Raw genomic sequence first — 13,162 nt, forward strand, 5'->3', positions numbered from 1 at the left:
CGTGATCGTCGATCCGCAGTACCGGTGCGGGATGTTCACCCAGTACGTGTTCATGTATCCCTGTGGTGTGGTGATCGGTGATGACCAGCACAGGTGCGGCGTCGTCGAGAATGTGCTTGATGCGTTCCGCGGGGTAGTCGGGGTCGATCGGCACATACGCCGCTCCGGCACGGATCACCCCGGCCAAGGCGACCACCAGATCGGCCGAGCGCGGCAGTGCGACCGCGACCCGATCCCCGACCCGCACGCCCTCCTCGACGAGTTGGTGGGCGAGAGCGTTGACCCGCACATCGAACTGACTGTAAGTGAGTTCAGTACCGTCATCGGTGCCGACCGCGACCGCGTCCGGATCCACCGCGACCCGGTGACGCACCAGCGCATCCACCGTCACCGACGCGGGCGCGACATCGAGCGTCTCGCCTTGTGCCCACAACGGATCCGGACCATCGGCATCGGGCGTGAATCCGGTGCTCAGTTCGTGCAGGGTCTGGCCGGGGGCACCGTGGAGAGCGGAGCTGAGGAAGCGGCTGAACTGCTCGGCATGCCAAAGTGGGTTGCCGGTGGTGGAGCCCGTGGACAGCTCCAGCCGGATCCCGGTGTCGGGATGGCGGTAGACCGCGAGGTCGAGAGACCCGACCGGGCCGGTGCTGATCGTTTCGGAGACCGCGTCAATGTCGCCCAGGCGCGGCACCGATTCGAAGAGTCTGATGTTGATCGTCGGGAGTGTGAGGTATGAGGCTTGGCCGCTTGGCCACAAACGCGCGATCTGGTGATCCTCGACAGTCGCGTGACGCCGGGAAGCCTTCAACTGGCCCGCGACGACCTCAAGGACGTTTTCGAAGGTGTGGTACGGACTGATCTCGGTGACGACCGGGATAGCCCTCGAGATCGCGCTCGGTGTCTTCAGTGATTCACGGTCATCACGCATCATCAGAGGAACCCGGACCGCCACACAGTCACGGCCCTCGACCACAGCGGTGTAGACGCCCCACAACGCGATCAGGGTATCCGTCCAGGAGACCCGCGCGGACCGAGCGAACTCCTGAATCCCTGAGTAGGTGTCATCGGGTATGGGGACGGCAACCGGCTGGCTCGAGGATACGAAGACCCCCGACAAATCCACCACCTGACCGGTGTCCCCGACCCCGAGGACACCGCTCCAGTACGCGACGTCTTCCTCGGCGTCCTCGGCGCTGGAATCATTGCGCCTGTTGGTACTTGTGATGTTTTCCAGGGTCCCGAACCAGCGCTCCGGCACCGGGCCGCCGGCCTGGCGCGCGGAGTAGACCTCGGCGACGCGGCGGATGAACAGAGAAATGCTGTAGCCGTCAACGAGCAGGATGTTGGTGATCAGGATCCATGCCCAGGCACCGTTGTCACGGCGGACAAGGATCGACCTCGTCGCCGGCTCCCCGGCAGCGGTGGCCGGGCCTGCGGCGAGTTGCCCCCGGGCCAGCACGCGGACCTGGTCGTCGCCGTGGCCGGCATCGACAATCTCCGTCGAGAGCGTCATGGCGGCATCGACGTACTGGAAAGGGACACCGTCGTCGTCGCCGAAACGTACCCGCAGCGCATCCGTCTCCGCGAAAACCGTGCTCACCGAGGACGCGAACACCGTCGGATCGACCGGACCGTCCAGCCAGATCAGCTGACCCGCACCAAACACCGAGGACTCGGGAGCAAGTCTCCGAGCCACCCAGTTGCCCCGCTGACTCGCAGTCAACTGCACACGATCAAAAGCCGTCAACGGAAGCACACCCACTTCTCTTGAGACCAGACCGAGCCGACCAAGGCAACGATCACTACAACCTCAACGAAGGGTAGGCTAACCTTGCAATGTGCCGCCACCCATCCCGCCACCGACCGAGGAGAAACCTCCATCAGGTACGACAACTGCCCCGCGACGACGGCCTGTCGGTGTTCGATCCCGGACAGGTCGTTCCAGGAAGGCGAACTCTCCGGAGCACGGGAGCAGCGAGCGTGGGTGGCAGCGGCGCTCACACAGCACGCCGGCATCCTGCTGCTGGGCACAGACCGGGAGCGGCCATGAGTAACGCCTCGCACTCCGACCCCTTGGGGCTGGGGCGGGGACCTGTGACCCGTCGGCTACCTGTGCTTTGGCAGGCGCCCACCGATCCGCCCGAGGTCCAGCCGTTCGAGGCCGACGAGGTGACCACGGCCGGTCAATTCCTGTTGCGCGTGATCCTCTCGGTGCGGCGGGTCTCCGTCCCCGCGGCGCTGGCCGCGACCGTATGGCAGGTGGGCGAGGCGGCGGTCCCGGTGGTGATGGGCCTTGCGATCGACCGGGCGTTGGCGACCGGGAACGCGGGGCAGCTGGTGCTGTGGCTCGGGGTACTGGTGGCCACGTATGTCGGGTTGACGGTGGCGGCGAAGTTCGCCACCCAACTGACCGCGTATGCGGTGCAGTTGCTCCAGCACCGCCTCCGGAGCACCCTCTCGACCGGCGTACTGCATCCGGTCGGCGGCAGCGTCCACGCGCCGGACGGCGGCGTCGTCTCGGTGATGACCAACGACGTCGCCCGCATGGCAAACGGGGTCCAGCTCGTGATCATGCCGATCGCCAGGGTCGTGACCATCGGATTCATCGCTGTTTCGCTGTTGACGACGCACTGGCTGCTCGGGCTCGCGGTGCTGGTGGGGGCGCCGGTGGCGGTGTGGTTGATGGGCGTCCTCAGCGAGCGGCTGTCCCGGGACACCCGCGAGTACCAGGGGCTGTTGGCCACCACGGTCGGAGTGGCCACGGATGTAGTGGCCGGTTATCGGGTGGTCAAGGGCATAGGCGCCGAGGCCGAGGCGACCAGCAGGTATCGGCAGGCAAGCCAGGAGACGCTGGTCGGCGCCAAGCGCAATGCGGGACTGCTGGGAAGGTTCCTGATGGGCTCCGGTGTGGTCACCGGCGCATTCGTCGCAGCGGTGATGGGGCTGGCGGGCTGGTTCGCCGTGGACGGGCAGCTGAGCATTGGCGAGCTGATCGCCGCCGTCGGCCTTGCTCAGGCGCTGCTGCCGCAGATCCAGTCGATCGCGAACGATTCCATCCCCAACCTCGCCGGATCGCGTGCCTCGTCCGCGCGCATCCTCGACGTCCTGAAGACCGACGTCGCCGTGACGCCCGAGCCTGAAGCCGCGGCGCGGCCGGAAGTCGCGCAGCTGCCGGTGCTGGAGGTGTCCACGCTCGGCACGACGATCCGGGTGGAACCCGGCGAACTCGTGGGAGTGCGCACCGACGACCTGACTGCCGCACGCGTCGCGGAGGCGCTGCTGGATCCGCGCGGGCTCGGCAGCGAGGTGGCGGTGCGGCTGGACGGGATCGCCGCGGGGGAGTTGACCGGGCGGGAGTACCGCTCCAGGGTCACGTTCACGCCGCACCGGGTCGTGCTGTTCAGCGGAACGATCCGCGACAATCTCACCGCCACCGCGGCCACACCCGAGTTGGTGACGGCCGCGGTGCGAGCTGCGTCATGCGACGACTTCGCCGCCGATCTCGACCTTCCGGTCGGCGAGGACGGCAACCGCCTCTCCGGCGGCCAGCTCCAGCGACTTGCTCTTGCCCGCGCCCTGGCGGGCGACGCGCCGGTGCTCGTGCTGCACGACCCGACCACGGCGGTCGACTCGGTCACCGAGCACACGATTGCGGAGCGGCTGCGCGACATTCGCGGGGGCCGGTCGACCTTGCTGATCACCTCGTCTCCCGCCTTGCTGGGCGGCTGCGACCGCGTCGTCGACCTGCTCGAGGACGCCCCGACGCGCGCAAGGACAACGCCATGAGCGAGATATCCGCGGCAACCAAGCACGCGCTGCCGGTCGCGGGCGGCAGGGCGACGGCCAAGCAGGTGTGGCGGCTCAGCCGCGGGCATCGGCTCCGGCTCGCCATGGTCGGAGTGCTGGGGATCGTCAGCACCGGCGTCAACGTGATCCCGCCCGTGATCATCGGGTTCCTCGTCAACCGGGTGCAGGCCGGTACCGCTGACCTCGCCACCGTACTGACGGTCACAGCCGTCATGGCGCTCTCGACAGTTCTTGGCGCGGCCGGCACCGCGGTGACGATCGTGCTTGCCACCCGCGCCTACCACACGATCCTCGCCGCGCTGCGCGAACAGCTCGTGGGCCGCGCCATGACACTCCCGCAGCACGTCGTCGAACGCGCCGGGACCGGGGACCTGATCTCCCGGACCAGCGACGACGTCACCGCCGTAGCCGATGCCGCCCCCGCGGTGATCCCCGCGCTCACCGTCACCGCGTTCACCATCGTCGTGTCGCTGGGCGGGCTCGCGGCGCTGGAGTGGCAGTACGCCGCTGCGTTCGCCGTCGTACTGCCCGTCTACATACTCGTCATGCGCTGGTACCTTCGCATCGGCCCGCGGGTGTACGGCGCCGAACGCGCGGCGATGAGCGTCCGGGCGCAGCAGATCCTCGAGTCCCAGCGCGGCTACGCCACCGTGCTCGGGCTCGGGCTCACCGAGCAGCGGCACCACAGCGTGATGACTGCGTCCTGGGGCGTCGCGGTGTGGACGCTTCGCGCGCGCGCCGTGCAGGTCATGCTCAGCATCCGTCTGAACTTCGGCGAATGCCTGAGCCTGGCCACCGTCCTCGTCGTCGGCTTCTTCCTGATCGAGGCGGACGCATCCACCGTCGGCGGCGCCACCGCTGCGATGTTGCTCGTCCTGCGCCTGCTCGGACCGATCAACGAGCTGGTGTTCGTCGTCGACGACCTCCAGTCGGCCCTGGCATCGCTCAGCCGCATGATCGGGGTAGCCACTATCCCGGAGGCAGCGGGCGAGCCGCCAGCGACAGCGGACACGGACATCGCCGTACGGCTCCACGACGTCGCGTTCCGCTACGGCGACGGTCCCCCCGTGTTCGACAACCTCACCCTCGACATCCCCATCGGTCAGCGCATCGCTGTGGTCGGCGCCTCCGGGGCCGGAAAGACGACGCTCGCCGCCGTCATCGCCGGCATCCATATACCCGACGCCGGGACGGTGGCCCGGCCGGACCGTACGACGTTGATCACCCAAGAGACGCACGTGTTCGCCGGCACTCTGCGGGACAATCTCACGCTTGCCGCCCCTGGGGCCACCGACCACGACATCCACGCGGCGCTGGACGCCACCGGGGCAGCCGGTCTGCTCGATCTACTGCCGGACGATCTCAACACGATGATCGGCACCGGCGGACATCCGCTCACCGATGCACAGGCTCAACAGCTCGCCCTCGCCCGGCTGCTGCTCGCCGACCCGGAACTGGCGATCCTCGACGAGGCGACCGCCGAGGCGGGCTCCACCCACGCGGGGTTGCTGGACCGTGCCGCCGAGGCGACTTTGCGTGGGCGCACCGGGTTGGTGATCGCGCATCGTCTCTCCCAAGCCGCGACCTGTGACCGGATCGTCGTCATGGACCACGGCCGGATCATCGAGATCGGAACACACGACGAGTTGGTCGCCGCCGGTGGCGTGTACGGCGGGCTGTGGAGCGCGTGGGAGTCCGGACGGAGCATGAACAACAAGGTAGGAAGGACTGGCTCATGACAGGAAACGTCGCCGGCACGCCGGACAACACCGCGGTACGGACCGCATTGTGGCGCGCCTTGCACACACAGGTCGACGAGCCGCCGCACGTCCTTGAGGACGTGCTGGGCGCCCGGCTGGCGCAGGACGACGACGGATGGCGCGAGCGCGGAGACATGGTCCCCGGCGACTCACGAGGAAAGCGCGCCACGGTTGTCGGGCGGGCGCGTTTGACCGAGGACCTGGTGGCGCAGGCCGCGAGCCGTGGAGTGGATCAATATGTGATCCTGGGCGCGGGCTTGGACACGTACGCCCAACGCCATCCCGATGCGGGCTCGACCATGACCGTCTTCGAGATCGACCAGCCGGAGACGCAGGGGTGGAAGCGGAGCCGGTTGATCGAACTCGGATATGACATCCCGGATTGGTTGCGGCTGGTTCCGGTCGACTTCGAAGCGAATGACGACTGGTGGGATCGGCTTCAGGCGGCGGGATTCGATACCTCGCGCCCCGCGGTGGTGTCCTGGCTGGGGGTCACCATGTATCTGACCGAACAGGCCACGACGGCGACACTCAAGCGGGTGGCGAGTCTGCCGTCCGGCTCCTCACTGATCCTCACGTTCTTCCGTCATCTCGAGGATCTCGCGCCCGAGGACGTACAGATTCGGCGAGCGTCCAGGGAGGGTGCTCGGCGGGCCGGTACGCCGTTCATCGGCTTTTACACTCCCGGCCAGATCATCGAACTGGCGCGGAATACAGGTTTCGCCGGTGCCGAATATGTCTCGGCAACCGACCTGGCCGATCGTTACTTCGCGGGCAGGACCGACGGTCTGCGACCGTACAGCGGCGAGGAAGTGCTGATCGCCACCGTGTGACACAGCCGGCTGGAACTGTCAAAGAGGTTGGGCAAGCAATGAACAAGGAGTCCTGATGAGCCTGAGCACCGAGCAGTTGATCGCCGACGTCGCCGACGTGTTGTATCTCGAACCCGCGGAGATCGACTACGAGGTGAGTCTCCGCGACCAGGGGATGGACTCGGTGCGTCTCATGGAGCTGGTGGAGCGGTGGCGCACTGCGGGAGTGGACCAGATCGACTTCATCACCCTGGCCGAGGACTCGAGACTGGGTCACTGGATCGAGGTCATCGAGAAGTTCCAGGCCGGTGACGAAGTGGCTTCATGACCCTGCGGTAGGGCGGTCGCCGGGCTCGTCGTGGACGGCCCGGCCGGACTGCTCAGCGGGCCCACAACCTCAGGTCACGGTGCCAGGACTCGCAACGTATTACCCCATCCCACGAGCAACGTCTGGATCACTTTCAATCCAGCGCTGGCGATGACCGCCTCGAGTTCGTCCTCGGTGCGGTATCCGGATCCGTGGAGCGTCAACTGGAGAATGTCGCGCTCCGCGTCATGTTCGTCCAGCTCGTCGGGGTCGAAAGTATCCTCCACCAACAGCACCCGGCCACCAGGGCTCAGGCTCGCGGCGGCCTGCTGAAGAATGAGCCTCGCCTCCGCGTCACGATGCTGCCCGAGCGTGTCGATGATCAGTACGGCGTCCGCGGGTTCGGTCTTCTCGAACACCGACTGCTCGACAATCCGTATCCGGTCGCGTCGCGTCGCATCCGCGATGCTGGTCGGAATGTCCTTGCGGAACCAGTCCGCCGCGGTAGGGAGCGCCACGATGGTCACCGTCGCCTCCGGATGCCCCGCGGTGAGGTAGTCGGCGTGGACCCCTGCACCAGCCGCGTGGACAACTACCTTGCCGACGCCCCCGAGCACGGGTGACTTCGCGAGCGGCTCGGCGAGTACCTGCACGAACCGGGACTTGTTCTCCAAACGCTTGTGCTCGAAGGTCGCATCGCCGCGGAGGGCGTCCCAGTCCTTGCCGGTCACCGACTCCAACACCGGATGATTGTGGCGGACCGCCGCTTCAAGGCCGTAGAAGGCCTGCGACATACGGAAGTCGACCCCGTCGGACACCAGGTGATCGAGCACGGACTCGTTGGTCAGGAATTCGCCGGTCTCACTGAGCTTGTATGCATCGCCTTCTTGTTCCAGGAGTTCGATCGCCTGGAGGTACCGCAGGAACTTCGCCAGGGAGCGTTCGTTCGCGCCGGTGTGCTGTGCGAGTGCGGGAACGGTGCGCACTCCGCGGCTGATGCAGTCGGCGATGCCGAGATTCGCGGCCACCCGAATCGCCAGCGGCGGAAGCAACTCGGACATCTCATGGAACTTCTCGAAGGCCTCGTCGTTGCGCTCCGGGTCCGGCATGGCGGGGTCTTCGCCCAACGCCACCACCTCTGCGCGCCGCCAGTAGCCGGTGAAGTCGATGTCGGACTTGTCGACACCGCGCTCCTCGATGAGATACCGCCGCAGATCACGTACCACGGACTGTTCCCCGGCGAGCCAGGCGAACATCGAGCCCTCTCGCCGGCCGGCCTCGCGTACCGCCTCCAGCAGCAAGAGCTCGGTGCCCGCTGCCGGTCCGTTCCGCACGACCCAGGTCACCTCGACACCGGGACGTGCCGGGAGTTCGATCCGGTGCGACTCCTCAGCCACCTCGATGTAGACCTCGGCCTGTGTGTCGGCGGGCAGTTCCTCAAGCAACCGGGCGATCGCCGGGATGGCCGTGTCGTCACCGACAACGAGGAACGAGTCGTAGCCCTCAGGCCGACCGCTTGAGACCGACGGTCCTCCGACGTGGAGGCGATCGCCGGGGTTCGCCCGGTACGCCCACGTCGTAGCGACGCCCACACCGTGTTTCACGAAGTCGATGTCGAGTTCGCGAGCCTGCGCGTCGTAGCGTCGTACCGTGTAGACCCGCCACAGCGCCGGCGGGTCGGCCGGCCACCTGTACTTGCCGTCCTTGTAGACCGGGAGCACCGGCTCGCTGTCGCCGGGGTAGGGGAAGATCAACCGGACGTTGTCGTCGAAGCCGTCGCTGGCGAACGCGGGGAAGGCCGTACCGTCGCTTCCGGTGAACGATCCCAGCTGGTCACCGGTCAGGGTCACACGGCGCATCCCGGGAGTGACATCGACAACCCGCGCCACCTCCAACTCCCGCAGGACAATGGTGTGTACGACGGTGGGGCGGGCACGACGCGGCACTGTGACTCCTCATCGAGGGGGTGGCGTACCGAAACGCGGTCTGCCAGTAGTCAGACGCCAAAGCTTAGCATTGCCTAACCTAATGACTTTCCTCGTCACGGAGTTGGTCTGCCAGAGCTGCTCGGAGATCGGTGACCACTTTTTCCGCGAAGCCGAGGAAAGTGATCGTCGTCGTGTCCGGGGCGAGGTGATACCGGATGACCGCGCGATACAGGCGCTCGGTGCCCTCTGCGGTTGGTGACCCGCTGTCCGGCCCATAGACCCGCGTGAGGATCACCGGGGGAGAGGAGGCACGCCGCAATGCTCGGCGTCCGGCCTTGTTGTGGTAGCGCAGCAGTGCGAGCTCGGCGGTCCTGGTCGGCTCGGCCTCGTCGAGAGCGATGGTGGCGGCCGCGGTGAACGGACCGACTGACATCGTCTTGTCATCGGGAGTCAGCGGGACATCTTCGTCGACCACGCCGCCGATCAGTGGTGCGATTCCTGTTGAGTGGAGCGCGTTGCGGATGGCTTTGCTGACGACGCCTTCGGCAAGGGAGCTGTCCCAGTGGAAGGTGGAGACGGTGGCGGAGGCAAAGGTGGCTGCGTCGATCGTCTGGGCTCGGGCGAGAAGGCCCTTCCAGCGGTCGAGGCCGTCCGTGGCGACCGCGTCGCCGGCTGCTTCGATGGCTTCGAGCGCGGGGACGAGCGCCGGTGGGCGGGACACTTCCGCTACGCCGGACACTGCCTGCTGAAGTTCCTCCGCCAGGCGGTGCAGCGAGGCTCGGTCGACGGTTGCCGCGTGGACGGCGAGTACCGCAACTGTCTGTTCGGGGTTGTGTGTGTATGCCAGGGCAGCCGGGCGGCCGGTCGAGATGTCGATGAGATCAACGGCGGCCGACCTGATCGCGTCGACGTCGGCGTTCGTGTTGGTGGTCAGCTCCACGGTCGGGGGCTGGACCGTTTCTGGAGGCAGGAGGTGGGTGAACCAGAGTCGCCGGCCGGTGGCGTCAACTGACAGGCGAAGCGCGTCCGTGTTGGCGACGAGTGAGCGGAAGGACGAGGCGACCGATTCACTCGTGGACTGCGCGGGCAAGTTGATGAGCTCGGTGAAGACGTACTCGTCGGGCGCGGCGCCCACCTCGCGCAAGCGCTCTAGGGCGGCAGAAGTCGGCACAAGAACCGGCTCGGCCGACATGGCGTCGTGCGTCGTCGGCGCGAGCAGCTCGGCGAGGGCGCCGATGGTCCGCCCCACGAACACCTCGGACAGTTTGAACGTCAGATCGTGCTCACGAGCGTAGGCAACGAGTCGTGCCGCAGAAATGCTGTCGCCGCCCAGGCGGAAGAAGTCGCTGTCGACGCCGAGATCGGTGTTGTCGCTGAGGTGCAGTACGTCGCGGAAGATACCGGCGAGGGCGATCTCGGTGTCGGTTTGCGGTGGCCGGCCGTCGGCTGCATTCGCGGTCAGGTCTGGTTGCGGCAACGCGCGGCGGTCCAGCTTCCCGTTCGCCGTGACCGGGAATCGGTCCAGGCGCAGGAACGTCGCGGGCACCATGTAGTCCGGCAGCGACTGTGCGAGATGCTCACGCAGTGCGTCGAACAGCACTGCGTCCTCGGCCGTCGTGGCACTGGCCGTGGTCACGTATGCCGCGAGGTACTTTCCGCCGGCCGGATGATCCAAGGTGGCGATCGCCGCACCCGATACCCCTGGGTACTGTTCGAGGACGGCACGGATTTCACCGAGTTCGATCCGGTATCCGCGTATCTTCACCTGGTCATCGCTGCGGCCGAGGTATTCCAACTGCCCCTGGGAGTTCCAGCGCACCACATCACCGGTGCGGTACAGCCGCGCGCCGTCGTCACTGAAGGGATCGGCCACGAATCGGTCAGCGGTCAGGCCCGGGCGAGCCACATATCCGTCCGCGAGTTGTACCCCGCCCAGGTACAACTCACCCGCCACACCCACCGGCACCGGACGCAACCACGCGTTGAGAACACGCGCCGTCGTGTTCGCCACCGGTGCACCGATCGGCACCCCCACCGCATCGACGAGCTCGGCCTGAACCACCGGGTGAGCGGTCACGTCCACGGCCGCCTCCGTCGGCCCGTAGAGGTTGTGCAATTCCGCGTTCTCGAACAGCGCGACGGCACCGGCCGCGGGGGAGACGGGCAATGCCTCGCCGGAGCAGAAAACTCGTCGTACCGAATCCACCGACGTCCGGTCCGGGTCCGAGATGAGAAAGGCCTGCAGCATCGACGGCACAAAATGAGTGACCGTCACCGCACGACGACCAATCACTTCGAGCAGGTACTGCGGATCCTTGTGGCCGCCCTCCTGCGCCACGATCACCACCGCGCCGGTGACCAGCGGTAGGAAGAACTCCCACACCGACACGTCGAACGTGAACGGGGTCTTCAACAGCACCCGATCCTGCGCACCGATCCGGTAGAGATCACGCATCCACCACAGTCGGTTGACTATTGCCTGGTGGGTGATCTGAACGCCTTTGGGGCGTCCGGTGGTGCCGGAAGTGAAGATCACGTATGCGGCATCTGTCGGGAGCAGCGGACGCGAGACCCGCGGTGGGTCGATCACGCCGGCATCGAGGTGTTGCCGCGCCGATTCGTCGTCGATGAACAGGATGCGCACAGGATGATCGGTGAGCACGTGATGGTGAACACCGGCGGTGTGCCGGTCTGTGACCACCACACGTGGTTCGGCGTCCGCAAGAATGTGATTGACGCGTTCGGCGGGGTAGTCGGGGTCGATCGGCACATACGCCGCTCCGGCACGGATCACCCCGGCCAAGGCGACCACCAGATCGGCCGAGCGCGGCAGTGCGACCGCGACCCGATCCCCGACCCGCACGCCCTCCCGGGCGAGGAGGTGGGCGAGAGCGTTGACCCGCGCGTCAAGGTCGCCATAGGTGAGTTCAGTGCCGTCATCAGCGATGACCGCGACCGCGTCCGGGCTCGCCGTGACCTGCTGGCGCACCAACTCGTCAAGAGTCGCCGTGGGAACATCGAGCGTCTCACCACACGACCACGCATCGAGTTGTCGCGACTCCGGTGCGGGCAACAGGTCCAGGTCACCGACCCGCGCCTCCGGACCGGCAGCGATCGTGTCCAGCACCGACTTGAAGACGGCAACGAACCGCTCAGCGGTAGCACCATCGAACAGATCGGTCGCGTAGGAGAGTTTCCCCTTCAGATCGTCGAGCGAATCGAAGATGTCGAGGTCGAGATCGGTCTTGACCGCGCCCACCGCCGCGGGACTCGGTGACGTCGTGACATTCCCGATGCGCAGGCCGCCTGCGCGGCGGCTGTCAGCGACGCGATGGGTGAGCATGAGCTGGAAGAGAGGGTTACGGCCAACGGATCGCTCGGTGCCCAGCGCACGGGTGATTTCTTCGAAGGGCGCGGCCTGGTGCTCGAACCCGCCGAGCACCGTCCGCCTGGTGTTCTGCAGAACGTCGGTGATCGAGTCACCGGCGTGGAACCGATGGCGGATCGGCAGGGTGTTCACGAAGTATCCGACCAGGTCTTCCAGGCCGTCCTCGGTGCGTCCACCGACCGGTGAACCGATCACCACATCCGCACCGGCGCCCAGCGCCGAAAGGGTCAATGCGGTCGCGGACTGAAGAGCCATGAACATGCTCACGCCCTGCTCGTCCGCGACCTGACGCAGTCCGGTCACGACCTCTGGATCGATGGCGAACCGCAGATCCGCACCGCGGTGGGTCGGTGCCGCCGGTCGGGTCCGGTCCAGTGTGATCGTGGACTCTTCTGGCGCATCCGCGAGGACGTCACGCCAATAGGCAAGGTGCTGGGAAAGCGGTGAACGTGAATCCGACGCCTCACCCAGGACATCGCGTTGCCAGATCGCGTAGTCCGCGTACTGGGCCCGCAACCGCGTCCATCCCGGCTCCTGCCCCGCGGCCCGCGCCTGATAAGCGGTCGACAGGTCGCTCAGCAGCGACGGGAACGACCATTCGTCCACCGCGTGGTGATGTACCGCGACGACGAACACCCAGTCGTCAGCGCCGGCGCGTAGCAGCGCGACACGGATCGGGATGTCGACCGCGAGATCGAACCGGGCCTGCACCACCGCGCCCACCCGCGCATCCACGCCGGAAGCATCCACACCCGTGACATCCTCAACGAGCAGAGAGAGCCTGCCGGCCGCTTCGTTCGCTGGAATGACGACCTGACGCAGGGTGCCGTCCTTCTCCACCAAGAGCGTGCGCAGCGCCTCGTGACGAGACACCACATCCCGTACCGCCATGCTCAGAACATCAGGATCCAGATCGCCGCCCAAACGCAGCACCACCGGCACCACATACCGCCCACCCGGCCCACCCAACTGATCAATCAGCCAGAGTGCTTGTTGTCCGTAGGAGACGGGGATCAGGGCGGGGCGTGGCAGGTCGCCGATTCGTGTGCTGGGTGTCTTGGTGGTTTTGGTGGTGGTGTCGGCGATGTGGGCGAGTTCGCTGATGCGGGGGTGGTCGAAGACGTCGCGGAGTGTGAGTGCGGTGCTGAGTTGTGCGTTGG

The 13,162-nt window shown here is 66.8% G+C and carries 7 protein-coding genes; 4 read left to right on the plus strand and 3 right to left on the minus strand.

Features of this window, described 5'->3' with window-relative positions; translation table 11 throughout:
* A partial coding sequence (locus tag HLK59_RS42840; RefSeq protein ID WP_171147079.1) for an AMP-binding protein occupies positions 1 to 1,756 on the minus strand: 1,756 nt, incomplete at its 3' end.
* Between the two features lie 290 nt (positions 1,757 to 2,046).
* On the opposite strand from HLK59_RS42840, the gene HLK59_RS42845 reads away from it, so the two are divergent.
* The 4 genes from HLK59_RS42845 to HLK59_RS42860 are packed head-to-tail and all read left to right on the plus strand — an operon-like array spanning position 2,047 to position 6,707.
* Positions 2,047 to 3,786 (plus strand): ABC transporter ATP-binding protein, encoded by a 1,740-nt coding sequence (locus HLK59_RS42845; protein ID WP_206328276.1) that lies wholly within the window; start codon positions 2,047 to 2,049, stop codon positions 3,784 to 3,786.
* Positions 3,783 to 5,546 carry an ABC transporter ATP-binding protein gene (locus tag HLK59_RS42850; protein ID WP_171147080.1) on the plus strand — a complete coding sequence of 588 codons (1,764 nt, stop codon included), beginning with the start codon at positions 3,783 to 3,785 and terminating at the stop codon, positions 5,544 to 5,546. Before HLK59_RS42845 ends, HLK59_RS42850 begins: the two co-directional genes overlap by 4 nt.
* A complete protein-coding gene (locus tag HLK59_RS42855; protein ID WP_171147081.1) occupies positions 5,543 to 6,400 on the plus strand; it encodes a class I SAM-dependent methyltransferase in 858 nt (285 codons plus the stop codon). The genes HLK59_RS42850 and HLK59_RS42855 overlap by 4 nt, the downstream gene beginning before the upstream one ends.
* A gap of 55 nt (positions 6,401 to 6,455) precedes the next feature.
* The gene (locus HLK59_RS42860) at positions 6,456 to 6,707 is read left to right on the plus strand and encodes a phosphopantetheine-binding protein (RefSeq protein ID WP_171147082.1); all 252 of its coding nucleotides are present in this window, start codon (positions 6,456 to 6,458) and stop codon (positions 6,705 to 6,707) included.
* A 74-nt stretch (positions 6,708 to 6,781) separates the two neighbouring features.
* On the opposite strand, the gene HLK59_RS42865 is transcribed toward HLK59_RS42860, so the two are convergent.
* Positions 6,782 to 8,632 carry a siderophore-interacting protein gene (locus HLK59_RS42865; RefSeq protein WP_171147083.1) on the minus strand — a complete coding sequence of 617 codons (1,851 nt, stop codon included), beginning with the start codon at positions 8,630 to 8,632 and terminating at the stop codon, positions 6,782 to 6,784.
* Positions 8,633 to 8,711: 79 nt separating this feature from the next.
* A complete protein-coding gene (locus HLK59_RS42870; RefSeq protein WP_346779946.1) occupies positions 8,712 to 13,106 on the minus strand; it encodes an amino acid adenylation domain-containing protein in 4,395 nt (1,464 codons plus the stop codon).
* Positions 13,107 to 13,162: the final 56 nt, after the last annotated feature.

It is taken from the genome of Streptomyces sp. S3(2020), assembly GCF_013044505.1.
Classification (GTDB): Bacteria; Actinomycetota; Actinomycetes; order Streptomycetales; family Streptomycetaceae; genus Streptomyces.

What these genes read in the sequence shown, in the direction of transcription:
- HLK59_RS42845 (WP_206328276.1), top strand. Translation starts at nt 2,047, where the DNA reads ATGAGTAACGCCTCGCACTCCGACCCCTTGGGGCTGGGGCGGGGACCT.
- HLK59_RS42850 (WP_171147080.1), top strand. Translation starts at nt 3,783, where the DNA reads ATGAGCGAGATATCCGCGGCAACCAAGCACGCGCTGCCGGTCGCGGGC.
- HLK59_RS42855 (WP_171147081.1), top strand. Translation starts at nt 5,543, where the DNA reads ATGACAGGAAACGTCGCCGGCACGCCGGACAACACCGCGGTACGGACC.
- HLK59_RS42860 (WP_171147082.1), top strand. Translation starts at nt 6,456, where the DNA reads ATGAGCCTGAGCACCGAGCAGTTGATCGCCGACGTCGCCGACGTGTTG.